This window comes from Cryomorphaceae bacterium, from assembly GCA_007695365.1.
Classification (GTDB): Bacteria; Bacteroidota; Bacteroidia; order Flavobacteriales_D; family SKUL01; genus SKUL01.
Map to the genome: position 1 here is coordinate 1 of REDV01000097.1, position 25,353 is coordinate 25,353.

The 25,353-nt window shown below is 48.9% G+C and carries 19 protein-coding genes and 1 tRNA gene; 9 read left to right on the forward strand and 11 right to left on the reverse strand.

Annotated features, from left to right (window positions below; translation table 11 throughout):
• The 5 genes from EA392_10325 to EA392_10345 form a co-directional block, all read right to left on the reverse strand.
• The coding region (locus EA392_10325; GenBank protein TVR38283.1) for a hypothetical protein at positions 1-3,376 on the reverse strand (3,376 nt) is incomplete at its 3' end.
• A 368-nt stretch (positions 3,377-3,744) separates the two neighbouring features.
• The gene (locus EA392_10330; GenBank protein ID TVR38284.1) at positions 3,745-4,500 is read right to left on the reverse strand and encodes an SDR family oxidoreductase; all 756 of its coding nucleotides are present in this window, start codon (positions 4,498-4,500) and stop codon (positions 3,745-3,747) included.
• Between the two features lie 107 nt (positions 4,501-4,607).
• A complete protein-coding gene (gene ettA, locus EA392_10335; GenBank protein TVR38285.1) occupies positions 4,608-6,296 on the reverse strand; it encodes an energy-dependent translational throttle protein EttA in 1,689 nt (562 codons plus the stop codon).
• A 51-nt stretch (positions 6,297-6,347) separates the two neighbouring features.
• Positions 6,348-7,253: a 30S ribosomal protein S6--L-glutamate ligase gene (locus EA392_10340; GenBank protein TVR38286.1), complete on the reverse strand. Its 906-nt coding sequence runs from the start codon at positions 7,251-7,253 to the stop codon at positions 6,348-6,350.
• On the reverse strand, positions 7,250-7,711 hold the full coding sequence (locus tag EA392_10345; protein TVR38287.1) for a hypothetical protein: 462 nt from the start codon (positions 7,709-7,711) through the stop codon (positions 7,250-7,252). The genes EA392_10340 and EA392_10345 overlap by 4 nt, the downstream gene beginning before the upstream one ends.
• 134 nt (positions 7,712-7,845) lie before the next feature.
• Between EA392_10345 and EA392_10350 the strand changes: the two genes are divergently transcribed.
• The 3 genes from EA392_10350 (at position 7,846) to EA392_10360 (ending at position 13,228) form a co-directional block, all read left to right on the forward strand.
• Positions 7,846-11,481 carry a PKD domain-containing protein gene (locus EA392_10350; protein TVR38288.1) on the forward strand — a complete coding sequence of 1,212 codons (3,636 nt, stop codon included), beginning with the start codon at positions 7,846-7,848 and terminating at the stop codon, positions 11,479-11,481.
• Positions 11,478-12,470 carry a type IX secretion system membrane protein PorP/SprF gene (locus EA392_10355; GenBank protein ID TVR38289.1) on the forward strand — a complete coding sequence of 331 codons (993 nt, stop codon included), beginning with the start codon at positions 11,478-11,480 and terminating at the stop codon, positions 12,468-12,470. Before EA392_10350 ends, EA392_10355 begins: the two co-directional genes overlap by 4 nt.
• Before the next feature lie 152 nt (positions 12,471-12,622).
• Positions 12,623-13,228 carry a T9SS C-terminal target domain-containing protein gene (locus tag EA392_10360; GenBank protein TVR38290.1) on the forward strand — a complete coding sequence of 202 codons (606 nt, stop codon included), beginning with the start codon at positions 12,623-12,625 and terminating at the stop codon, positions 13,226-13,228.
• Here the strand turns inward: EA392_10360 and EA392_10365 are convergent.
• Positions 13,215-13,838, reverse strand: coding sequence for a heme-binding protein (locus tag EA392_10365; protein ID TVR38291.1), 624 nt, complete (start codon positions 13,836-13,838; stop codon positions 13,215-13,217). The two genes, EA392_10360 and EA392_10365, sit on opposite strands and share 14 nt — an antisense overlap.
• Positions 13,839-14,194: 356 nt before the next feature.
• Here EA392_10365 and EA392_10370 point away from each other — a divergent pair, with 356 nt between their 5' ends.
• The 3 genes from EA392_10370 to EA392_10380 all read left to right on the forward strand — a co-directional run bounded on the left by EA392_10370 (position 14,195) and on the right by EA392_10380 (position 17,342).
• Entirely contained in the window at positions 14,195-14,386 is a 192-nt protein-coding gene (locus EA392_10370) for a hypothetical protein (GenBank protein TVR38292.1), read from the forward strand.
• A 72-nt stretch (positions 14,387-14,458) separates the two neighbouring features.
• A complete protein-coding gene (locus EA392_10375; protein ID TVR38293.1) occupies positions 14,459-16,258 on the forward strand; it encodes a BspA family leucine-rich repeat surface protein in 1,800 nt (599 codons plus the stop codon).
• Between the two features lie 91 nt (positions 16,259-16,349).
• Positions 16,350-17,342: an amidohydrolase gene (locus tag EA392_10380; GenBank protein TVR38315.1), complete on the forward strand. Its 993-nt coding sequence runs from the start codon at positions 16,350-16,352 to the stop codon at positions 17,340-17,342.
• A 9-nt stretch (positions 17,343-17,351) separates the two neighbouring features.
• Here the strand turns inward: EA392_10380 and EA392_10385 are convergent, their stop codons facing one another.
• Positions 17,352-18,185, reverse strand: a complete 834-nt coding sequence (locus tag EA392_10385) for a sulfotransferase domain-containing protein (GenBank protein TVR38294.1) — start codon at positions 18,183-18,185, stop codon at positions 17,352-17,354.
• Positions 18,186-18,351: 166 nt separating this feature from the next.
• Here EA392_10385 and EA392_10390 point away from each other — a divergent pair, with 166 nt between their 5' ends.
• The gene (locus EA392_10390) at positions 18,352-20,295 is read left to right on the forward strand and encodes a hypothetical protein (GenBank protein TVR38295.1); all 1,944 of its coding nucleotides are present in this window, start codon (positions 18,352-18,354) and stop codon (positions 20,293-20,295) included.
• A 720-nt stretch (positions 20,296-21,015) separates the two neighbouring features.
• Here the strand turns inward: EA392_10390 and EA392_10395 are convergent.
• Together EA392_10395 and EA392_10400 are read right to left on the reverse strand one after the other, a co-directional pair.
• A tRNA-Arg gene (locus EA392_10395) sits at positions 21,016-21,089 on the reverse strand.
• 45 nt (positions 21,090-21,134) lie between these two features.
• A complete protein-coding gene (locus tag EA392_10400) occupies positions 21,135-22,538 on the reverse strand; it encodes an MBL fold metallo-hydrolase (GenBank protein TVR38296.1) in 1,404 nt (467 codons plus the stop codon).
• Positions 22,539-22,692: 154 nt separating this feature from the next.
• Here EA392_10400 and EA392_10405 point away from each other — a divergent pair, with 154 nt between their 5' ends.
• The gene (locus tag EA392_10405) at positions 22,693-23,016 is read left to right on the forward strand and encodes a hypothetical protein (GenBank protein ID TVR38316.1); all 324 of its coding nucleotides are present in this window, start codon (positions 22,693-22,695) and stop codon (positions 23,014-23,016) included.
• A 13-nt stretch (positions 23,017-23,029) separates the two neighbouring features.
• Positions 23,030-23,416 carry a RidA family protein gene (locus EA392_10410; GenBank protein ID TVR38297.1) on the forward strand — a complete coding sequence of 129 codons (387 nt, stop codon included), beginning with the start codon at positions 23,030-23,032 and terminating at the stop codon, positions 23,414-23,416.
• Here EA392_10410 and EA392_10415 read toward each other — a convergent pair.
• The gene (locus EA392_10415; GenBank protein TVR38298.1) at positions 23,413-24,261 is read right to left on the reverse strand and encodes a hypothetical protein; all 849 of its coding nucleotides are present in this window, start codon (positions 24,259-24,261) and stop codon (positions 23,413-23,415) included. The two genes, EA392_10410 and EA392_10415, sit on opposite strands and share 4 nt — an antisense overlap.
• A complete protein-coding gene (pfkA, locus tag EA392_10420; protein TVR38299.1) occupies positions 24,261-25,247 on the reverse strand; it encodes a 6-phosphofructokinase in 987 nt (328 codons plus the stop codon). The genes EA392_10415 and pfkA overlap by 1 nt, the downstream gene beginning before the upstream one ends.
• Positions 25,248-25,353 lie beyond the last annotated feature (106 nt).

The window sequence follows — 25,353 nt, forward strand, 5'->3', positions numbered from 1 at the left end:
TGGCGCTCAGCACCAAAAGCTCCGGATTGCGCGTATCGAGGTCAATCCAGTCTTCGAGGGTCAGTGAATTCTGTGAATTACCGGCGGCATCCTGCGCAAAGCCTACTGTAATGTTAATATCTTCCACTTCAACATTCTGGTCGGTTACGTTGAACCTTGCTTCAAAGGTGGAGTCGTTTACCCACTCGCTGGCAATGAAATTAAAACTAACTGAGTTGGATATTGTTACGTCTGCCGAGAGGCTAACCACAGGATTCTGCAATTGGTTCATGGGCTCGTCATAAGCAATGAGCACCTGAAAGCCAGAGGAGCCTACATCACTATCGGAGATGATTGCCGAAGAAGGCTGCAACTCCGTAACACTCGGCCTTTTGGTATCAATAATAAAAAGGTCATCGTAGGTTGTTTCCATCAGGTTATTACCCGCTAAATCGCGGAAGTTGGACACTGTAAGTACAATATCGAAAAACTCGTTCTCCGGTGGAAGCAGGTTAAAAGCCATCCTGTAGTGATTGCCCTCAGTTCCCTGCCAACCTGTTGATACGTTGTTCAATGTCAGCGATGTTCCCATAGGATTATCGTTGGGGAAGCTGAACGAAGGGGTAAGCGAAGTATTCATGGGCTCATCAAAGTACCAATCGAGAAACAGTGCATTGTTGTTGATTGCCTGGATATTCAGTACAGCATCGTTTACAACGAGGTCGTCCAACAAAGGATTTTTTGTATCAATGCTAAACAAATCCAGCGTTTCAAAAGGCTCCTGCCCGTTTCCTGCCGCATCCAACACACCGAGTACTTGGATACCGATATCCTGAATTTCCTCGTTGTTGTCATTGAATTCAAAATGAGCTTCGAAAGTGGTTGTATTGATCCACTGGCTGTTGGACTCCGAATAGATGAGTGTTTCACTCAAATCAGCCGATGAAATAAATTCAATAACCGGCATCACCCCGGTATCACAAGCCTCATTGACGGTAATTGTTACCACAAAGTTGCCCTGGTTTGCCAACTGGTCGTTCAGAAGCATTTGGTTCAGCGCCACATTGGTTATCACAGGTCGATCTGTATCAATGATAAAGGGGTGCGACGATAAAAACACATTCTGCACGTTACCCATTTCGTTGGTGGCATCGTCAATGCGGATTATGATATTGTCGAGTTTCTCATTTCCGTTGAGGACTTCGTATTGAATTTCGTACATGTTGCTATTCACCCATTCCGCAGAGATAAAGCTGAGGCTGTTTTCCAGTGGGTTGTCTTCCATGTACTCAACAGAAGGAAGCACATTGGTGTCCATTTCCTGGTCATAGGCAATGCTCAATGTAAGAGTAGAGCCAATATCCTCAATGTTGTATACTGGCTGATTGGGGGTGACATTCTCCACTGCGGGACGATCGGTATTAAACAATGAGTTCGCGAAATTCACCGCGTCGGGCCCGATAACCATTCCCATGTACCTCCCGGGAATATCATCCACGGGTGGGTGAATTCCACCCCAGATTCTGGAGAGGCTGCATTGGTCGGACGCATCGCGGTAGGTAGCCCATTGCAGCTTGATGGTTTCACTGGGCCCCACTTCAAACTCAAGAAATTCTTCTTGTTCGGCCACAAATTCGGCCATTCCTCCCGGGAAGTACGCATCGCCCGTAATCATTTCCAGTAACGAAGCAGCTGCACTCGAATAAGTGGAGTGCCCCGACACATATCCTGCAAATGGAGGAGTAACAAACGATGGGCGCTGGTATGGCCACCAGTTTTCACCCAGAACCCATCCTACTCCGGCATAATCAATCGGGTGGGTGGAGAATGAACCAGTGTAAGTAATGTAATCAGGGCCTCGCCAGGTGTACAATTTGATTTTACCTAGGTGTTCGTTGTTGTCGCCAGCCAGTGGATCTCCCTCTTCTACGGTTTCAACATATCCCGGGATAAGCGGCATTCCCGCAGGGTGGTAATTACTTGCCATAGAGTCGGTGCACTGTCCGCGCTCGCACATCCAACGGATGGCAGAAACCGGGCGCAGGTAGTCGTAATATCCTTTTACGCTCCACGCAGAAACAGCAACATCATGCATGGCTCCTCCCAGGGCAAAATACATCTTCACTTCATATTCCAACTTGTCAAGTTCTTCGCCCACACCCATCCATTTATATTCAAAATCAGGATGATCAAACAGCGCACGGTTGATGATCTCATACCAGTGTCCGGGAGGTGTATAGGAGTCGGGGCCATCTGCCCAATACTCTGCCAAAATACGTGCGTAATCAGCGCGCTTTACGATTTGTGCTTCATAAGGCATTCCAGTAGCGGGATTTACCGGGTGCCCTTGACCCGGGTCGCCACCTTCAAAAAAGTTGTAGAAGTCTGCGTACTCTTCCCAACTCTGAGGGTACTGATAATCAACATTCCCCATTCCTCCCGGCGATATATCCCACATAGTTTCGTCATCGGGGTCGAGGTGCGACTGCCACACCGAAACCATGGTAAAACCCCATTTATATTGGCTCTCCAAACCAATATGCTCAGTGGTATCAATAAGTGCAACCGGTCCGGGGTCATGATAAACAGGCCACTCAAAACCATCTCGCTCATAAATCACTTTGTCTGCGTCTGTCATGGCGAAAGGCACCACATAACCCCATTCAGGGCTCAGGTGAGGAGGCGTTTCAGTGAGCGTGTCACCAGCTTGACCTAACTGACCTGTTGCCAAGCTAATCGCCTGCCACCGATTGGGGTCAGACAAAGTAGGGTTACCGGGCGAATCTACCAGAATAGAATCATTGGCAGGCACATAAAACTGATTGTTAAAATCATTGGGTTCGTTTGAGCCGTCCTGCTGTCCAAAAGCAATCATCTGCTGGGCAATATAGTTACCCAATTCGGCAGGGCCACCATTGATGTAATCGGCAGATGCATTGAAACGGTTGTAGCCCTTTTCATCCATTAATGCATTGATACGAGGCATCATGAATGAGAATGCAAAAGAATTCTGAAAGCGAAAAAACAGCATACGATAGGCTGCGAAACTGATGGCTTCTTCGCGATATGCCTTCAGCGTTTCTGCATCTTCGGGGATGGCTACACCATTAAAAACACTGGTGTATTCGCCCCGGGTTTGCCCCAGCAGCCAGCAATCGTGATTTTGATCGTAGGCGGCCCAGGCGTCGTACATGGCAGCACTTATGTGAAAAAGGTTGCGGGCGTGCACAGTTGGCCTTGCAACGTCGTTGGTTATGGCGAAAAGCAACTCTTCGTTCCATTCTCTGGCAACGGTGTGCTCCTGCGCCTGAAGTACATTTCCAATCATCAAAAGCGGAAGCAGCCAGAGTTTCCGTACATTCTTCATTACAGTTTTCATGGTAGAGGTTTGGTTCATTTGATTTGATAATTGATAATGCAGTTTGGACTGGGCACTTGTTTGGACAGACGTGAAGTAAACGAAATGGTTGTGCACCATTGTCAGGTTTTCCTTTCGTCGGCACTCAGCAAGCTTTCAACTACACCTCGGTTAGTTTTGTCGCCAAATTTACATTTTTACCGATGAATCGGAAAATGACTTTGGTCAATTCTGTACGTGAAAAGCGGTAACAAAAGTTGCATTTGATTTAATGAACCTCCTCCTTCAGATGGGAAATCAACCAACTAAAGTTTATCGGCCTGACTACAAGAAACTGATTTCAGCCCATAACAGACGTGTCCACAGGCTGGATGAAAGCGATTTGAGGGCTCCTGGGTATTAAAGGTTTACTGCACCGTCCAGCCCCCATCCACGGCCAAAGCCTGTCCGGTAATGAAGGATGCAGCATCTGAACACAAGAACATCACGGTTTCTGCAACTTCTTCAGGGTCGCCGATTCTTCCCATGGGCTTCTTTTCCGCAAACTGCTTTTCTACTTCCTTGTCGTTTCCTGTGAAACGATCAATCATAGGCGTTCTGATGACGCCCGGGCAAACAGTATTCACACGAATCCCCTCTTTTGCATAATCCAATGCTACATTTTTACTGAGTCCAACCACACCATGTTTGGAGGCCACATAAGCGGGCATCCCACTAAAACCAACCAGTCCGGCAATGGATGCGTTGTTGACGATGGAGCCACCACCCGTTTTCAACATTTCCGGAATCTGGTACTTCATGCAGAACCACACTCCTTTAAGGTTGATATTGATGGTTTTATCCCAGTTATCTGTGGTGCAATCAGCAGCGGGGCCAGGCATTCCTTCAATTCCGGCGTTGTTGAAAGCAAAATCAAGTCTGCCAAAATGTTTGATGGTTTGAGCCACCAGGTTTTTTACAGCTTCTTCGTCCGACACGTCGCACTGAACAAAGATGGATTCCCCTCCCAACTCTTTAATTTTGGCACCGGTTTCAACATCCTCCATCCAGTCTGACAACACCACTTTAGCGCCTCGTTCAGCAAACGCAATGGCTGCGGCTTTACCAATTCCAAATGTGCTACCTGTAACGATAGCTACCTTGTCTTTAAAAATCTTGTCCATTTTATGCTATTATTTGATTTTGTGTCACCTATTCCTATAAAACTGCCTGTAAACAAGCCACGCAAACCAGCCGATCAATAGCAGCACTCCGATGTTTCGCACCCAAATCATCCGCGTACGAGCTTCTTGTACTTGATGCGCTGAGGCACCAAATCTCCGAGGCGTTTTTTGCGGTTTTCTTCGTATTCGCTATAAGTGCCTTCAAAAAAGTACACAGACGAATTGCCTTCGAATGCGAGAATGTGGGTACAGATGCGGTCCAGGAACCAGCGGTCGTGAGAGATGACCACTGCACAGCCGGCAAAGTTGGATATCCCCTCTTCCAGTGCGCGCAGCGTATTTACGTCCAAATCGTTGGTAGGCTCATCGAGCAATAACACGTTGGCTTCTTGTTTCAATGTCATGGCCAGGTGCAGGCGGTTGCGTTCACCACCTGATAATACGCTAACTTTTTTGCCCTGATCAGAGCCCTGAAAGTTGAAACGCGATACGTATGCCCGGGAGTTGATAGACATTCCGCCGATTTCAATAATCTCGTTTCCTCCGGAAATCACGTCGAACACGGATTTATTCGGGTCAAGATCTTTGTGGGTCTGATCTACGTAGGCAATTTCCACGGTTTCGCCTATTTTAATATGTCCGGCGTCGGGCTTTTCTTCGCCCATGATGATTTTGAAAAGAGTGGATTTACCTGCTCCGTTCGGGCCTATTACACCCACAATACCGGCCGGTGGAAGTCTGAAATTGAGGTCTTCATACAGCAGTTTGTCGCCATAGGCCTTGGTGAGCCCCACGGCTTCGATGACCTCTGAACCCAATCGCGGACCATTGGGAATGGGCAGCTCGAGTCGCGCTTCTTTCTCTTTCACATCAGCGTTGAGCATTTGCTCGTAGTTACTCAAACGAGCCTTGTTCTTGGCGTGACGCCCTTTGGGATTGGTGCGCACCCAGTCCAATTCACTCTCAAGCATTTTGCGGCGTTTGCTGGCATGCTTTTCTTCCTGAGCCAGTCGCTTGGATTTTTGATCGAGCCATGAGCTGTAGTTTCCTTTCCACGGAATGCCCTCTCCGCGATCGAGTTCCAGTATCCAGCCGGCCACATTGTCGAGGAAGTAGCGGTCGTGGGTAACGCAAATCACCGTTCCCTTGTACTGTGCAAGGTGCTGCTCCAACCAATCTACCGACTCGGCGTCGAGGTGGTTGGTAGGCTCGTCCAGCAGTAGCACATCGGGTTGTTTCAACAGCAAACGGCACAAAGCAACCCGACGACGTTCACCTCCGGAGAGATTCTTCACGGGGGTATCACCTTCGGGGGTTCGCAACGCATCCATGGCCACGCTCAATTTGTGGTCGAGATCCCATCCGCCCAGGGCTTCTATTTTGTCTTGCACTTCAGCCTGACGGTCAATGAGTTTTTGCATTTTGTCGGGATCGTTGAGCACCTCTTCATCACCAAATTTCATATTGATGTCTTCGTACTCTTTCAACACGTCCACTACTTCCTGAACACCCTCTTCCACGATCTCGCGCACAGTTTTGTTGTCGTCGAGTTGCGGCTCTTGCGAGAGCATACCAACAGTGTATCCATCGCTCCAGACCACTTCACCCTGAAACTGCTGGTCTTCTCCGGCAATGATGCGCATCACGGTTGATTTACCGGCACCGTTTGCACCGATGATACCAATCTTAGCTCCGTAGTAAAAGGAGAGGTAGATGTCTTTGAGAATATGTTTGCCTGCCGGTGTGGTCTTGTTGACCTTCACCATCGAAAAAATCACTTTTTTATCGTCTGACATGGTTGTCTTGTTTGTTGGACAAAGTTAGCGAATGAGAAACGGAAAGCCAGATCAGGCACCTACCTTATCGGTTTTTTTGTTGCGCGTTCGCTGCTGCTCGATAAAGCGGATGATCTCACCGGCAATATTCTTCCCTGTGGCTTCTTCAATTCCTTTCAGCCCCGGAGATGAATTAACCTCAAGCACCAGTGGTCCACGGTTGCTTCGAATCATATCTACACCGGCAACATTGAGCCCCATGGCCCTGGCCGCGTTCACAGCCAGCTGGCGCTCTTCTTTGGAAAGCCGAATACGGGTTGCATGCCCTCCGCGGTGCAAGTTGGAGCGAAACTCGCCCTCGGCACCCTGGCGTTTCATAGAGCCCACTACCTTTCCACCTACCACAAAGGCGCGAATATCGGCTCCTCCGGCTTCTTTGATAAACTCCTGAATGAGCATATTGGCGTTGAGTCCGTGAAAAGCCTCAATCACTGCATTGGCAGCTTTGCGTGTTTCGGCCAATACCACTCCGATTCCCTGGGTTCCTTCCAGCAGCTTGATCACAACAGGCGCTCCACCGATTTCCTTGAGCAACGAATCAATCTGCCGTGGGTTACGGGCAAAAATGGTTTTGGGAATGCCGATGTCATGCCGCGAAAAAATCTGCATGCTTCGAAGTTTATCACGCGAACGAACAATCGAGATGGAGGAGTTAGCCGCGAAGACACCCATCATTTCAAATTGCCGCACTACCGCAGTTCCATACATGGTAACCGAGGCTCCAATTCGTGGAATAACAGCGTCGAATCCCTCCAGTCTTTGTCCGTTGAAATACACCATGGGGTTTTGCTTTTCCTTAATCATGGCACAATTCAGGTGATCGAGCACCACGGCTTCATGCCCCAGTTCCTGGGCTGCCTCCACCAATCGGCGGGTGCTGTAGAGTTTTGCGTTCCTCGACAGGATTGCAATTTTCATTCAATCAATTTTTTAGAAGTCTTAACTGTGTAACTTTTGCTCACATCCACCTGAAAGCGGTTGCGCAGAAACCTTCGCCCCAACAAAGCTGCAAAATTCATATCCGAGCGGTTGGTGAGGGTAAATGGAGTGCGGTATTTCTGATCTCCAAACACAACCGTCAGCATTACGGAGAAGCGCTGCTGCACATGACCATTGGAGCTTCGAACCGAACGCCGTGAGAATTTGGGAAAACGCACCACCATTCGTGAATTTTTGGAAAACTGAACGCACAGAACCTCCTTGCGCTTCATTTTTTCTACATGAGCTGAAAAGCAATGCAACGCCGACGTTTTGGCACCCGTATCCACACGTGCCACAAACGGCGCTTTACGCACGTCGGGCAGATAGATACGCTCTTTACCCCCAATAGTGAGCAATTGGGGCTGAATGTCGGATTGATTGGCAATAGCGTCCATGAGCGCTTCAAAGGTATCTCTTTTTCGATAAGCTTCATGAAGGTTTGACTGTCAATCAAGGAAAGTGAAATCAATCAAAAAACGGTAACTCAGGCCCCATCGCTGTCGTATAAATCCTCAAGTATGTTCCGGGAATGTATCGCAAACAACACATATTACTTAGGATCAAGGCTATAGCAATAATCTCCTTGAGCTTGTATAGCCCTGTTGTAGCGCAGGATTGCGACAGTAATGTGCCTCATTTTGATGTGGACCTTTCCGGTGATCCCGGAGGACTGTTCCTAAGCCCATCGGTTCAGCGCCTGGGAAACTGCTGCGGAACAAGCCATCCTGACAGATGCATTTCATTCAGCATAACCCTTCACGATGACGCAGTAGGAATCATCTTCGATATCTGCGAAGGAGCTGTACCCCCCGGTGCTTTGTTTTACCAAATTGACTGCGGGCCACCCGTGGCTGTGGGAAACGTGCTTTGTCTGGACGGCCCCGGACCTCATCAACTCACCTTTTGCAAACCGGGCAACAATCAGAATGTGTATTGCATCACATCTGTGCCTGCGCCCGCGGTGGGTCCGCCACAGGTTGCCAGTGATGGCTGTACGGCAGATATCTACGTGGTAGGACTAGAGCCTTCCACCATTCAATGGACATCGGTGGTACCCGATGCACCCGGCACCTACAACAACCTGCTCAGCTGCACCCAATGCGAAAACCCCACGGTAACCGCCCCGGCTGTTTTTCCACCTTTCGTGGATTTTATGGTATGTGGTCAAACCATCGGAGGGTGCGCCGTAACGCCCCACTGCGATACTGTTAGGGTTTACTTTGAGCAATCGCTGGAGGTTAACATTGCCCCGGAAGATCCCGTCATCTGTTTCGGCTCATTGGGTACAGATGTTACAGCGGTAGGGAACGGAGGGTTTCCTCCTTACACATTTACCTGGAGTACCGGAGATACCGGTGAAACCGTATGGATTGAAGAGCCGGGTACCTACAACGTAACGGTTACTGACACCAGCGACTGCCCGCCTGCCTCCTATACTTTTGTGGTTGGAAGCTACGAATTACCAATCACAGTTGATGCCGGCGAAGACCTTGTAGTTTGCGAAGACACAGAATCAACCCAACTCAGTGCTATAACCTCAGGCACTGACAACGGATTGTGGAGCGGTGGATCGGGTAGTTTTATACCTTCTGACAGCGACCCCAACGCGAGTTATGCGCCCCACCCGGATGAGGTGATGGCCGGGCAGGTAACCCTCACCTACACGCTTTATCCGGATGGAGGCTGCCCAGGCAACTCAGACAGTCTCACCATTTACTTTGCAACATTCAACGCCGAGGTTCAGGCCCAAGTTGCGCATGTGTCGTGTTTTGGCTTGAATGACGGCAGCATTTCGCTGGATATTGACGGCAACTGGCCGCCATACACGGTGGAATGGGTGAATCAGGACATCACCGGAACGGAGCTTCTCAACTTAGCTCCGGGAACCTATCAGGCTCATATCTCCAATGCGCTGGGATGTACAGAATCCATTGAATACATTATTACATCACCCGAATTGCTTGAATTTGTTGTAGGCGAAGTGCAGGATGTTACTTGTTTCGGAGCATCTAATGGAACGGCATCAGTTGTGACAAGCGGTGGAACAGAGCCTTACACATTTGTTTGGACAGGGTTAACTGCCACAGGCAATGAGGTTCAGAATTTACCGGGCGGAGTTTATGACGTTACCGTGACGGATGCAAATGGCTGTGAAGCAGAAATTTCAATTGAAATTGAAGAACCTGATTTACTCTGGGTAGAATTGACCGGTGATACGCTCGTATGTCCCGATACAGAAACACAGCTCGTTGCAACAACAGGTGGTGGCACCGGCGGCATCCACTTCCACTGGTCTCACGGTTTGCCCAACGCTTCGTCAGTTACTACTTCCATTCAGGAACCCACAGTGTTCAGCCTTTTTGTATCCGATGAGAATGGGTGCATCTCTGGAGTTACCACTTTTGCCGTTGACGTGGTACTGATGGATAGTGACTTGTTGATGACGCAAGTGAGCAATCCGGTTTGTTCGGGCGGAAACATCAGTATAAGCGCTGACTATCCCGGTCCTCACCCACCCTATACCTACTCCTGGAGCCACGGACTTCCCTCTACGGCTGGTCCGCACGCAGTGCAGCCCGGGGAGACAACCACGTACAGTGTGGAGGTGAGCGACTATTGCGGAAACGCTGTTTCGGCAGACCTCGTTGCCCTCGTATGGCCGCTGCCCTCGGCTGCCCTTCTCGAAAAGAGTGATGTAACCTGTCATGGGATGAATAACGGTACAGCCAACACAATGGTAACAGGAGGCTCGCCGGGCTATTTCTATCAATGGTCGGATGGAATTAACCACGGTGCTCAGGCCACCAACCTTGCTCCCGGTCAGTATTCAGTACTCATTACCGACATTCATCAGTGTCCTGATAGTCTCGAGTTTTTCATTGACGAACCGGAGCCCTTGATGCTCAGCGCAACTTCAGACACATTGGTTTGCCCCGGCGATTCTTTCAATCTTTCGGCCAACGCAACAGGGGGAATTGAGCCCTACACCTTTTCATGGAGTCACAACTTTGGCAATGCTCCCTCGCATAGCGTTCAGCTTTCAGAAAGTGCGGTGATTACTGTAAGTGTAACCGATTCATCAGGGTGTGAAACCCCTGTTGTTGAGCTCCCCGTTACGGTGATTAATTTCGTTCCGGAATTGTTGCAAATCACTCCCAACCAAGCAATTTGTTCTGGAGAAAGCACAACTCTTACAGCTCATTACAACGGAAATCATCCGCCTTATCATTACAGTTGGAGCACTCTACCTGCCGGCTTTGGTCCACATGTAGTTTCACCCACAACCACCACTACATATCACCTTGAGGTAACCGATATTTGCAACAACGTATTGGATGCTTCTACCCAGGTGGTGGTGCACCCGCTGCCTGCGGCCATGCTGCCACCTCTGATTGAGGAAGGTTGCGCCCCCCTCCAAGTTGTATATCACGATCCCCACAACAACCCCGAAAGCCATTCATATTTGTGGACTATTGACGAGGCCCTCAACGTGGGTGGTCAACCATTCAACTACACCTTTCAGTCTCCCGGCGTCTATTCCATTTCCGTTCAGGTTACGAGTGTACACGGCTGTCAATCTGAGGGTGAAACTTCAGGATTGGTTATCGTAAGACCCTCTCCAGTGGCAAGCTTCAGTGCAAATCCGTGGGAGGCGGGAATCGATGAACCCGAAATTCAGTTCTTTGATCAGAGTCAGGGAAACATCACGTCGTGGACCTGGGATTTTGGCGATGGAAACACCAGCGAAGAGCAACACCCCCTGCACCACTATCCGGATACTGGATACTTCGGTGTGAAGCTGGTGGTTGAAAATGCCTTTGGTTGCATTGATAGTCTGCTGAGAAGCGTTCGCATCAAACCCGTCTATGAAATTATTATTCCCAACGCATTTACCCCTGGCACAGGCGGCAATGGCTACTACAACCCGGCCGACATCAGCAACGACATCTTCTACCCCTTTGCCGATTATGTTGAACAATTCAGAATGAGCATTTTTAATCGCTGGGGCGAGCTCATATTTGAAAGCAAAGACATCCGCTTCGGCTGGAACGGAACGTACCGAGGCGAGCCTTGTCCTCAGGACGTGTACGTGTACAAAATTGAATTCACCTTCAGTGATGGCGAAAATATCACCCGCGTAGGCGACATAACCCTGTTCAGATGATGCGCTTTATTGTGATATTGCTTTTTATAGCGCTGTTCACCGATGAGGCGGTGGCCCAGGACGTTCAATTTTCTCAACCCTATAATACGCCACTTTTTCTGAATCCGGCGTTTGCAGGACACACCGGCGGTAACAGAATATCCACCGTGTACCGCAATCAATGGCCTGGAATTGAGCACAACTACCAGGCAATGGGGGCAGGTGCCGATTTTCATTTGGGTGGGGTAAACGGAGGTCTTGGAATTACCTTTGTTCGGGATGTTGCCGGAACCCACAGATTGAGCAATACCCTGGCCGCTTTTCAGTACAGCCAGCACATTAAGCTCAGCAAAAAATCGCATCTCGCGGTGGGCGTACAGGCAGGTTACGGACAACGAAGTTTTGACGACAGCAATCTGTTTTTCTCCGATCAGGTCATCAACCAAACCAGCACCAGCTACGAAGTTCAAAACCTCTTCCCGGTAACTCATTTCGGAGATGTTTCCGCCGGAGTACTATACTACCGTGGTGATTCGTGGCTGGGCGTTTCCTTGCACCACATCAACCAACCCAACCAATCGTTGCTTGGCGCAGAAGACAGGCTCCCGGCAAAATTCTCTGTACACGGGGGCTGGGTACTGCCCTTTCATCAGCTCTACGCAAGACCGGGTAACAGAATGGTTCGTTTTCTTTTTAATTACAAGTCACAAGGAAACTGGGATCAGCTCGACTTAGGAGGTATGTACACCATTTGGGGAATCAACCTTGGGGTTTGGTACAGAGGAATACCTCTGAAGCCCTATCAACCGGGTTACCAAAACAATGAATCCATCGTAATGCTCTTTGGTTACGAGCTTCCGCAGGGACTGGGGTTTGCATACAGCTATGACCTTACCATCAGTCGTTTGGCCGGACACAGCGGTGGAGCGCACGAAATTTCTGCGTACTACGAATTCAATCAGCGGCCAAAGCGCCCCAGAAAACGTATCGTACCATGCGCCAAGTTTTAGGCAGTTTCCAGCAGGCACCATTCTTCAAAAATTCATTCAAACCACTATTGGTGTAATAGCCAAGGATATACCGCACAGACCATTGGCGTCTGAAAACAAAACCATTCAACTTTTTGCTATCTTTACAGGTGGTTTTAAAAAGTAAACTGAAAATGTTCATCCGCTTGGGGTTGATTGGGCTTTTGATGATCGCGGGTATGACACGTGCACTGGCGCAACACCCCATACTAGATGATTTCTCTGTTTTTCAACACCATGACCAGGTCTATCTGAGTTGGGTGATTTCGCGGGGAAATACATGCAATGGCATTACCATTGAGCGCAGCACTGATGGAGCGGGTTTTTCTGAAATAGGATACATCGCCGGCATTTGTGGCAGCCCTGATTTTGCCCAACCCTTTTCGTTTATTGACACCAACCCGGCAAAGAATCAAATCAATTACTACCGATTGGAGTTGGGCTTGCAGGGTTACACCGAGGTTCGTTCGGTGGAGTTTATTCACGCGCCCGACGATGGCTTTATCTTGCGCCCCAATCCTGCTTCATACATGGTACAAATGCTTTTCCGCAACCCGCGTTCGCAGGAGCACGTTGTTGAATTGTACAATCTTAGCGGGGCACTGGTATTGCAGCACAATACACTGGATCAGCAAGTAGAACTGGATATTAGCAGAGTTCCCGCCGGTGTGTACCTTCTTCGGCTTACCTCTACCTCAGGGCAGCATAGCTCCACGCGCAGACTGGTTATTGCCCGCTGATGGTAATTTCTTCCTGTTGCGCGTATCCAACCAGCTGCACGGCTACTTCGTTTCTTCGATTACTTACCTCGTAGGGAGGGTTGTACCCCATGTACCGAAAAACACCATTGTGTGCGATATTCTTATCTGCCAGCACTTTTTCAAGCATGCTGCGATGCTCAGCAATTTTCGCGTCATCAGCCCAACCACCAAAACGCACTACAGCCATGATTCTGGCATCCTCCCGATGAAAGGAAATACGCTCATCATTGGGCACAGGCAACTGCTCTTCGTTATAGCCCGATGGCACCATAAACATCATACGGGGCTTATCACTGTATTCCATCACCACCGGCGAGGTCATTGCAATCTTCTCTCCCGACTCATTTCCGCCAAAAATATACCCGGCCAGCACCCTGAAACCGCTGCCCGAAACTTCACGGTAGGGCTTGTCGGGTAATTCTACCGACGAAAAGAGCGCCGTTGCATAGCGCCGCACTTCCACCTCTCCCCACTGTTCCAGCACCTCATAGGCGTGCTTTTCGGTTTGCGATACTCCTTTCATAATAAATGCTTGTGCGACGATAAAAACAACCAGGGTTGCGGCGAGGATAATGGCGAGGGATTTCATGAAAATATAAAAGGATCTAATTTCAACTAAACAGGTCGGAAGTTGAAATGTTTATACACCGAGCTTTCTCGCAACGCAACGGACACCTAATTTTGATTCAAAATTTCTTCTTTTTCTTTCAAAGAACTGTTAAATTTACCAGGATTAAATCAAAAAACCAATCCTGAATACCAACCCAATGTTGACCAACCGTTCAAAAGACCTTAAGCTCAGTCATTTTTTTCCGTTTATGACTGTTATTACTTTTTTGTCGCCATTGGGTGTATTGGGGCAAATACAATCGACTGAACTGCCTATTCATTTGAGAAACACTTCTGTTTGCGATTTGATAAACGTCCAACTATTTTGCTACATGGATGATGATTGCAATCCTTCTAACGCTCAATCTTCAGGGGCTATTTCAATTCCATCAGGAATTATGGAGAATCTTCCAGGTTGTCCTGCGGGCTACCCGTATCCTGCGTTTGTTGAATTTGAGTTTGATGGCTCTTCAGGAACCCACTTCATTACCTTTGACCCTAATATACCTAACGACTGCGCTGGTTTAGTTGATTGTGAAAACTACAGCATACCTTTTGCCTATCACGATGGCTCAATAAATACCAGTTGCATGGGTCAAAATGGGCAAATTAGAGCCAATGATTTTGGGACAGGCTCAACACATTGTGTTATCTGGTTTAAGTTTGACCCGTGAAAACTATTTTCTTGTTTATATGCCTATTTTAGTGATTTTTACTTTGAAATATTCACACTCCATTCGCCAAACATTACTCGCATTCTTCCTGACATTACTCACAGGCTTTACAATAGCCCAGTCTGCATTTGTAACGACATGGAATACGGAGCACTTAGGGGTATCCGATAACCACTCGGTGAGGATTCCGGTGCAGACACAAATCACTTCCAACCCTGACTATTTCTATAATTTTGAAATAGACTGGGGAGATGGCGTGATAGAATCCTATGAGGGGCCTGGAAGCCAACTTTTGGTTGAACACACTTACCCTGAACCGGGTGTATACACCATCAGCATCTCAGGAGTTTTTCCGCGGATTAACTTTGGGCAGCCGTCAACAGACCTATCAAAAATTCTTGAGGTACAGCAATGGGGTAATATTCAGTGGGAAAGTTTTGGCACTGCATTCAGGGGGTGTAACTTTTTGTCAATACCTGCCACCGACACTCCTGATTTATCAAATGTTACAGATATGAATGGGGCTTTTTGGGGATTTATGGATGCAGGTGCGGTGAACAGTTCTTTTTCTGAATGGGATGTCTCAAATGTTACTAACATGAATAATTTATTCCGGCAATCTACATTCAATCAACCTATTGGAAACTGGGATGTATCGAACGTCACCTCAATGAATTCCTTGTTCTACAACGCATTTGCTTTTAACCAACCCATTGATGCCTGGGATGTCTCCAGCGTTACCAATATGACCAATATGTTCTGTAATTCGGTATTTAACCAACCCATAGGAAGCTGGGACGTTTCAAGCGTTACTTCTATGAACACAATGTTTTTGGGGGAGTTTGGAGCGATGATTACACCATTTAATCAACCCATAGAAGGCTGGAATGTATCCTCGGTTGAAAACATGGGGTTTATGTTCAGCAATTGCATGTTTAACCAGCCTATTGAAGAGTGGGATGTTACCAACGTGCAATCTATGCAAGGTATGTTTCAAGGGGCCTCATTTTTTAACCAGTCATTGGGATTGTGGGATATATCAACAACAACCAATGTCGGAATGATGTTGAATGAATCTGGAATCGATCCCTGCAACTACAACAAAACACTTGAAGGTTGGTCTGGCGTGCAACCTCAGCAAGGCCTGAACCTTGGAGCAGCAGGTGTGCATTTCACCGAAATTGGCGAACCCTATCGCGAAATACTGATCAACGATTTTCAATGGACGATTAACGATGCCGGCGTCACGCAACTTCCGGATCTTGTGGTAACCATCAATCAATTCGGGCCCGACATTGAAGTGCTTGTTTCGGGCGGCAGCGGGGTCTATCAATACCTGTGGTCAGGTCCTGACGATTTTTCATCCACCGGCTCCTTCATTACCGCAGAAATACCAGGAATTTATACCGTTTGGGTGAGTGACGGTTGCTCTGAATGGACGGAGGATATAGAGGTGTTGACCGTAGGTGTTGACAAAAATGAGTTAAACCCGGTGACTCTTTATCCGAATCCCGCAAGTGATCAGGTTTTCATTCAATCCAATAGTCAGGGATTGTTGCATGTGGAAATATTCAACCCGACCGGAGCGCTCGCATCAAGTCATTCGATAGAAGCGGAATTTGCTGCGATAGACATCCAAAACCTATCACCCGGGTTGTACATCTGCCGTATCACGGTGAAAGGCGGTGTTGAGACTTCCAATCTGAAAATGTTGGTCTCAAGGTAGCACAGCGCAGGTTGAAAATGTAAAAGCGGCACATCTCCCGGCTTTACTATCTTTGGCCCTTTCAGCCTGAGGAACCTTGCTCACTATAGATATCCATACCCACATTCTGCCGGAAAACATTCCCAATTTCAGGGAGCGTTTTGGTTACGGCGGATTTATCCGTCTCGATCATCACAAACCCTGCTGTGCGCGCATGATGATGGACGACAAGTTTTTTCGCGAAGTAGAAGACAACTGTTGGGATGCCGAGGCGCGCATGAAAGAATGCAACCATCAGCACGTGGATGTGCAGGTGCTTTCTACCGTACCGGTGATGTTCAGCTACTGGGCCAAACCCCAGGATACGCTTGAGGTGGCTATGTTTCTGAACGACCACATTGCCGACATTGTGCAGCGATACCCCAAACGCTTTATCGGACTGGGGACGCTCCCTATGCAAGCACCGGACCTCGCCATCAAAGAGTTGGAGCGATGCAAGTCCATCGGGCTGAAAGGCATTCAGATTGGCACCCACATCAACGACTGGAACCTCAGCGACCCCAATGTTTTTCCGGTGTTTGAAGCCTGTCAGAACCTTGACATGGCCGTTTTTGTGCACCCCTGGGATATGATGGGCAAAGAGCGCATGGAAAAATACTGGCTGCCCTGGCTGGTTGGAATGCCTGCCGAAAGTTCACTGGCCATTTGCTCAATGATTTTTGGTGGGGTATTTGAGCGATTACCCGGTTTACGGGTTGCTTTTGCCCACGGGGGTGGAAGTTTTCCGGCCACCATAGGCCGTATTGAGCACGGCTTTAATGTAAGGCCCGATCTCTGCGCCGTTGACAACAACGTAAATCCGCGTGAGTACCTGGGGAAATTCTGGATTGATTCGCTTGTGCACGATCCCAAAATGCTCGATTACATCATAGAACTGGTAGGTGCAGATAAAATCGCACTCGGCACCGACTACCCCTTTCCGCTTGGCGAATTGCAACCCGGCCAACTCATCCACAGCATGCCTTACCCTGATGAGGTAAAAGCAATGCTGCTTCATCAATCAGCATTGAGCTGGCTCGGAGAAGACAAAGGCAAATTTTTGTAGTGCCTGCACTCAACTTTGCTCTTCCACTGAATATCCGAAATGCTTCAAGTAAGGTGCTGCCTGCCGCTCAAAGTGCGCCAATAATTCAGGCGGAATCTCATCGCGGTAAGATCCCTTTTTACCCTGACGAACAAAAGTTTTGAGGTTTTTCCAACGCGGATTGTCCCAACCGCTTTCCTGCTCCTTCTTCTTCATGGCTCCAAAAGAAGAGCCGTCTACTACCCGCTGAATTTCTTCCTCACTCCTTTCGAGACCTGTAAAGTCGCAAATCCGTTTTAATTCGCGGGCCGCATTTTCCAGCAGGTCTTCGTAGCGCACAAGAATAATCTCAGCTCCGTGCGGATTCTCCATCCACTGGCGGCAATGCTCGTACCACGGAACATTGATCAAGCCCTCGCCGCGGAGTATCATGTCATCCAGACTATACACACTTCCCAAATCCCGTTTCATCGCGCCAAAGGACGCCATTGCGTCGCGGCCATCGCGCACCAAATGAATAACCCGTTTCATGTGAGGTCGCGGCAAATCGTGGGTTTTGAAGAAACAGAACGTGTGGTAGCGCTTGTAGAAAGGTTTGAGATGGACGTCGGGAGTAAGTTCCTGTACCAATTTGTCGGGTACATAGCGAGGATCCATTCCAAATTGCAAGGCAGCCAACATATGCTGCATCCAGGTATTGCCGGATTTCGGAAAGCCCGCCACGAAAATATCCTCTGGCTTTGTTTCGCTCATGAGATAATAATGGTTGGCGTCACTGAAGTACCGAAGCACATCAGCACTTTCTTGCCTTTGCATCCATGCGAAACTTTTCACCCAACGCTTAACTCCTGCCAAGTTCATCATGCTAACTCTATGCGGCCAAAGATAGCGGAAAGTGTAAAGGACCGTGACCTCCACTCAATGAGTATGCTGATTAACGAATACGTTAATATTACGACAATCTTGCAGCACAACCATCTTCTGGCACGCTCTTTTCTTACCTTCGCGGCGTAATCAATATCGTATTTCTATGAGATCATCCAATATCCTACTAAGCGTTTTGTTTGCTGTGCTCTACCTCGGGGTATCTGCGCAGCTTAGCCCTTCATGGACTGTGCAGCCGGAAGGAAAACTCTCTTTCCAAATGGTCACTGCTTCGGGTAATTTTCTTGTAGCTTCTGACCAATCGCTCTCTTCCTACGCTCCGGAATCGGGCGAAAAAATCTGGTCTTTAAACGAGCTCGGTGGACTTGAAGAAGCCGACATCAGCGAAATTCCGGGATCTCCCCTGCTGATGGTGAACAAAGCCGGCGACATCAGGATTATTGACCCATTCAGCGGAGGAATACGCTTCCACTCCAAGGCTTCAGGTTTCGAGGAGCTCGATTTTGAGCAGATGATGTACCGAACCAACGGCATTCTCATAAGCGGGAAGAAAGCCGGTAACAAACCTTCTATGGTACTGGTAGATCTGAGCACCGGACAAATTCGTTGGGAAAAGGATGAGAAGTTCGGAAAGATCATTGCAGCCCGCGAGTTCTCTCCCACCGAAATGCTCGTAGTGACGATCTTCAATGTGCACCGCATTCAAAGTGAGAATGGAAGCACCATCTGGAAGGAAGCAACCTCTGCCGAAAGCGAAGCCATGGCAGGTGCTGGCGAACTCGGTGCCCTTTTCCAGGGTCTTACAGAACAACTCGCTGCGGATGTTGAATTTGTGATCCGTTATTTTGAGAATCCCGCTGAAGACGTTTTCGTAGTTGCTTCTGAAACCAAAAGAAACGCGAGTTCAGACCCCAACAAACCCAGCTATGTGTTTGAAAGCAATTACACCGCTCACAAAATGAGTACCGGTAAACGCATGTGGAAGGCCCCTGTTGAAATGAAGGGCAAAATTGGCGATCTGGCTTTTTACCAAAGAGGCGTGGTGATTATGCCCGACGACGGTAATAAAACTACCATCAATTCTTTTGACCTCGCAACCGGCGAAGGAAAATGGGGCAAAAAAGGCAAAGGCATCAAACTGCAGGGCGGTGTATACAACCACATGGCACTCGATCAAGGTTTGCTCACCGTTTCTGCTTCGGGTAAAAACAGCTTCTTTAATGTAGTAAATCCATCTACCGGTGAACTTGCCTTTGACAAATCGGTAAGATTGGGGGGGCAGTTGGTCAACCTCATCCCGTCTGCAAAAGGGGTTGCCATGGTTACCACGGAAGCGATGGACATTCTGGATGTGAACACCGGTGATTTGCTGCTCGCCAAAACAATTGACACCGAGGCAGGCCTGATTGCGCTCGAGGATGGCAACATCATTGTTTTTGACACAAAAGGAGGAATTTTGAGGAAAGTAAATCCCAACACTGCAGCGATCACAGATCTGAGCAGCGACAAACTCAAATTCGACGGCAAAGAAAACCCAAATGGATTGGAAGTTCGCGACAACGGATACCTGCTTTCTTCGGAGCAAAACCTTGCCCTATTCAGCAAAAACGGAGACCTCGTTTACCAGGCCTACTTCCCCGCACCGCGTGAATCAGGTCTGAAACGGGCACTGCTGATTGCTCAGGCCGTGCGTGCCGCGTACATTGGCGCCAACGCCTACGCCGCAGGTGCCACTTTGCAAGCCGCAGCGCCATCTGTATCGGAAGAAGATGCCGTGGGTGGAGCCCTCGTTCAGGGAATCGGAATGGCTTATGAAGAAATGGGTAACGCAGCCTCCGATTTTGCCAAAAAATCGCTGCAGCAAGCTACCGAACGACTCAAAGCCACTGCTGGCTCCCGAGATTTCCTCGTATTGATGTCAACCATCGACAAGCAAAACGCTTTGGTAAAAGTGAACAAAAACACGGGTGAGGCCGAAGGACATATCCTGCTGGGCGACCAAAAACAACCGATTTACGCCGTAGATGATGTAACCGGAAAGATTTTCAGTGTTGGAGGCGATGGAGCCGTAGCCGGCTACAAGCTCTGACAGTTGCCTTTTTTCAACTCAACTCAAAACCGGGGGCCGTTGGCCTCCGGTTTTTTTGTTTTTGGGGTTGTTTTGTTCAGGCCGGAGGCCTGAGAAGGCGCAGCTTAACAGAAATTGAATACTTCGGCGTAGCGAGACGCTACGCCGAACAGTAATGGATTTATTTAGGCCGGAGGCCTAAAAAGTTGCGACGTAGCGAGACGCTACGTCGAACAAAGGAATCAAAACCGCCATCCCGGGCATCCGGGATGGTACGGATTTTTTCATAGCCATGCGCTCAAGCGAGCCTGGCGAAAAAACCAGAAGCATTTCATGTCAGAACTACAAGCGTAATCCTTGCAGAACAAGTTTACATTTCGCGGCAGGATTACCTGCGGTGATCCTTGCAGCTCCGTGAAGGGAATCAATCCCTGATTTTGCTCCAACCCTGTTGGAGCAAAATGGGCTTTTTTTCATCCCTGAACGCTCAAGCGAGCTTGGCGTTCACAAAGTAGTTTCAGGATTACTTGAGTGATCCTTGCAAAACAAGTTTGCGTCTCGCAAAAGGATTACTCGCGTGATCCTTGCAGCTCCGTGAAGGGAATCAATCCCTGATTTTGCTCCAACCCTGTTGGAGCAAAATGGGCTTTTTTTCATCCCTGAACGCTCAAGCGAGCTTGGCGTTCAGGGATGAAAAAAAGCCCGCACCCAACTCGTTGGGTACGGGGCTTGATCATCAAGTGATCGCGACAGGATTCGAACCTGTGACCGTCTGCTTAGAAGGCAGATGCTCTATCCAGCTGAGCTACGCGACCGAAAAAGCGGTGCAAAAGTAATCAAAATGAAGGCTGCAACGATGTTCAAATTCCCTTGAAAAGCACAAATCGCTCCAGGTATTCCGGAACGATTGCATTCCACCCGAGGTCATGCTCAATGCGCATGCGCAATGCCCTGAGGGCTTCGGGCTCGCCGTGAACCACGAATGTCATTTTGGGTGAATCTTCAAATGCCCCCATCCAGCGCATCAATTCCCGACAATCAGCATGGGCCGATAATCCGTCAATCAGCTCCACATGGCATTTTACTTTTACTTCCTCTCCAAAAATCCGGATGGTGGGTTCGCCTTTCAGAATGCGCCTACCACGGGTACCTTCGGGTTGATAACCCACAATCAAGAGGGTGTCTTCCTCGCGCGGCAAGCGATGATACAGGTGATGCAAAATTCTTCCTCCGGTCATCATACCACTGGCAGACAAAATAATAGCACGCGTTTTTATATCGTTGAGAGCCATGGAATCGGCGTGCGAGCGTACCACGCGAAGCTGGTTGTGCAGGGTGAGGAATCCTCCGTCCACATCCAAAAGCTCACGCTTGATTTTGTGATCTTTATCGTGCTCAAGGTAAATTCGAGTGGCGGTAATGGCCATAGGGCTATCCATGTAAATAGGCAGTTTGGGAATCTCTTTGCTGTCCATCAACTCATTGAGATAGTATAAAACCGCCTGCGATCTGCCCACCGCAAAGGCCGGAATTACGATGCACCCTCCCCTGTCTAAACCGCGCATGATGGCCTGCCCCAACTCTTCCTGAATGTCGGTACTTATTTGCTCACGGTTCCCGTAAGTGGATTCTATAAACAAAACATCAGCTTTGGGAATACGTTGCGGCGGAAACAACACCGGATCTGAGTCACGCCCAAGGTCACCCGAAAAAACAATGGTCTTTTCCTGCTCGTCTCCTCTGAGCGTCAGTTCTACAATGGCAGCACCCAAAATGTGACCTGCATTGTAGAATTTGAGCTTCACCCGTTCATTGATTTCAACTTCCTCGCCATAGGCGTAGGGAACAACCAGAGGTAAAGTCGCCTCAACGTCCTCGGTACTGTATAGCGGTCTGGGATCCTTGTGCTTGGAGTAACCTTTTCGGTGTGCGTATTCGGCCTCCTCCTCCTGTAGTTTAGCAGAATCCAGAAGCAACACTTCGAGCAAATCTGCAGTTCCACGGGTGCAGTACACCGGGCCTCCGTAGCCCTGTTTTACGAGCCTGGGCAGGTAGCCACTGTGATCCAGATGTGCGTGCGTCAAAACCACCGCATCTATCTTGGTTGCATCCACAGGAAAATCATCCCAATTCAGCAAGCGAAGCTCTTTCAAACCCTGAAACATCCCGCAATCCACCAATATCCTGTAATCGTTAACCTCCAGTAAAAACTTCGATCCCGTTACAGTACCCGCCCCACCCAAAAATTTAACATGCACATCCATGGCTCCAGTTTATCTTACTTTATGACTTTTGCCAAAGAACGTGAATTTAGACTTGCACCTCGTGCCAAAACATGCAAATCAGTTGGGATATTCCCTATCTTTGCTCACCCCTCGCGGGAAAAACCACACACTTAACACACATTACATCAACCTTATGCAAGTAAAAGTAAATACCGATAACAACATCAACGGAACGGAAGATTTCAAAACCAAAGCCCGTGCTGCCGTAGAAAATGGACTTCGTCGTTACAGCGATCGCATTACCCGTGTTGAAGTACATCTCAGCGATGAAAACGCCGAAAGAGGAACCAGTGCCGAAGGTGACAAGCGCTGTCTTTTGGAAGCACGGATTTCAGGCATGCAACCCATTGCCGTTACCGAAAATGCCGCGCACGTAGAGCAAGCACTCAACGGCGCCATTGACAAAGCGCTCCGCACCATCGGACGAACCATTGACAAAGCACGCAATCATCGGTAAACCAAACCCTACCATGGCGCAAACAATTATCAAAACCAACAAGGCTCCTGCGCCAATAGGCCCGTATAATCAGGCGATTAGAGCAGGAAATATGCTCTTTGTGAGTGGCCAGATTGCAATCAACCCCGAATCCGGACAATTGGAAACCGACAACATTGAGGGAGAAACACATCGCGTGATGCAAAATCTCAAAGCCATACTGGAAGAGGCCGGTGCCGGGTTTGAAAACGTGGTAAAAACCAGCATCTTTCTTAGCGATATGAACAACTTTGCCGCAGTAAATGCCGTGTACGGAAGCTACTTCAACGATGAACAAGCCCCCGCTCGGGAAACCGTAGAAGTTTCGGTTTTGCCCAAATCGGTGAATGTTGAAATATCCGCAGTGGTTTTTCTGGGCTAACTTCCCGGCTGGTGAAATTGAGCCAGCCTCTCGCCCGGTTCACCAACAAAGATGCCTCTCCGCAATTGGTATGCATCGAGTCTTTGTGAAATTGTTTCCCGGAAATGGTACGCCACCGAACCCACCCATGACACTATGGTTTGCCCAACCTCCGGAAAAGGAAGCAGATACTGCTCTATAAACGCGTCGAATACGCTCTGAAGAAGATTTCGCACAAATGGATTCTCCTGGTGTTGGGCTGCAAAAGGAGCAAAAGAGGCCAGATAAGCGGCAGGTTGGTTCGCATTGTACACCCGCTCAAGCACAGTATTCAGGTTCAGGTCAGAAAAAGAACGCAGTGATTCCCGCAGTTCATTGGGCATACTGCCGTGGAAGTAAGCCTTGAGCATTGCGCGCCCGATGTGATTGCCGCTGCCTTCGTCACCCAAGAGGTAGCCCAGCGAGGGTTTCTGGGTTCTGAGAGTATTGCCATCAAAAAAGCAGGCGTTGGAGCCGGTTCCGAGAATTGCGCAGATATGCGGTTCGCCCTCATAACAGGCCCTCGCAGCACCCCACAAATCGCTTTTCACCTCTGTGGTCGCCTGCGGCGCAAGCCGCAAAAGTAATTGCCGAATCCTGTTCTGGTTGCTCTCTGAAGAGCATCCCGCACCGTACCAAAACACCTGTTGAGCATCACGAAACGATGAGAGTTCAGAAATTTCTGCAATTTCTTCAAGAAACTCTGACACCCGATTATAATTGGGATTAAATCCCTTGGTTTTGGCCACAGGCTTTACTGATTCGCGCGTGCAAAGCCACCAGTCGCAACTGCTTCCACCCGCATCTATCACCCACACCTGCTCCATCAGGTAGAGAGAATATCAGCAATTCTCAGCCACTCCTTGTCCAATCGCAGCTTGTCGGAGATGGCCTCCTTAAAAGGTGTGAAAACCACCATACTGTTGATGAGTCCTACCATCGCACTCGATTTTCCTTCGCGTAAACCCTCAACCGCCGCCAGTCCAAGCTTGGATGCGAGCAAACGATCGTTGAGCGTGGGCGAACCTCCGCGTTGCAGGTGCCCCAGAATGGTCACTTTGGTGTCGTACTCAGGATAGCGGCTCTTGATCTTTTCGGCCAGTGCGGTGGCCCCGCCTGTTCTGCCGCCTTCGGCAACTACCACAATACTCGATGATTTGTGGTGCGATTTGCTGCGTTCCAATATCTCTCCCAGTTCATCCACACTCATTTCCCGCTCAGGAACTACAATAGCTACGGCGCCTGTAGCCACGCCCGTATGGGCGGCAATGAAACCCGAGTCGCGCCCCATTACTTCCACAAAAAACAATCGGTTGTGCGAACGGGCGGTATCGCGGATTTTGTCAATGGCTTCCATAGCTGTATTGTTGGCCGTATCAAAACCCAAGGTATAGTCAGTTCCATACAGGTCATTGTCAATGGTTCCGGGGATACCAATTACCGGCAATCCGAACTCTTCTTGAAAAATCATGGCTCCTGTAAAGGTTCCGTCTCCACCAATGGCAACCAGCGCATCAATTCCTTCGCTGCGCAGATTCTCATAAGCACGCTGCCTGCCTTCCTTCTCCATAAATGCAGGGCATCGGGCAGACTTGAGGATGGTGCCGCCACGTGGCAGAATGTGATTCACCGAGCGTGCAGAGAGCGGTTCAAAATCTTTGTCAATCATCCCTTCGAAGCCGCGGTAAATACCCACCACCTCTATATCGTAATACACCGACGCGCGCACAACGGCACGCAACGCCGCATTCATTCCGGGAGCATCGCCACCCGATGTAAACACACCAATCTTTTTCAAGGACTTCAATTTTATGTTATCAATGCTTAGCGCCCGATTTACCGAACCATTTCAATCGCCTAAGTTGCCAATTTTTCACGAAATCACTACCTTGTTTTGCTGAATCGTTGTGCGTTTGGGT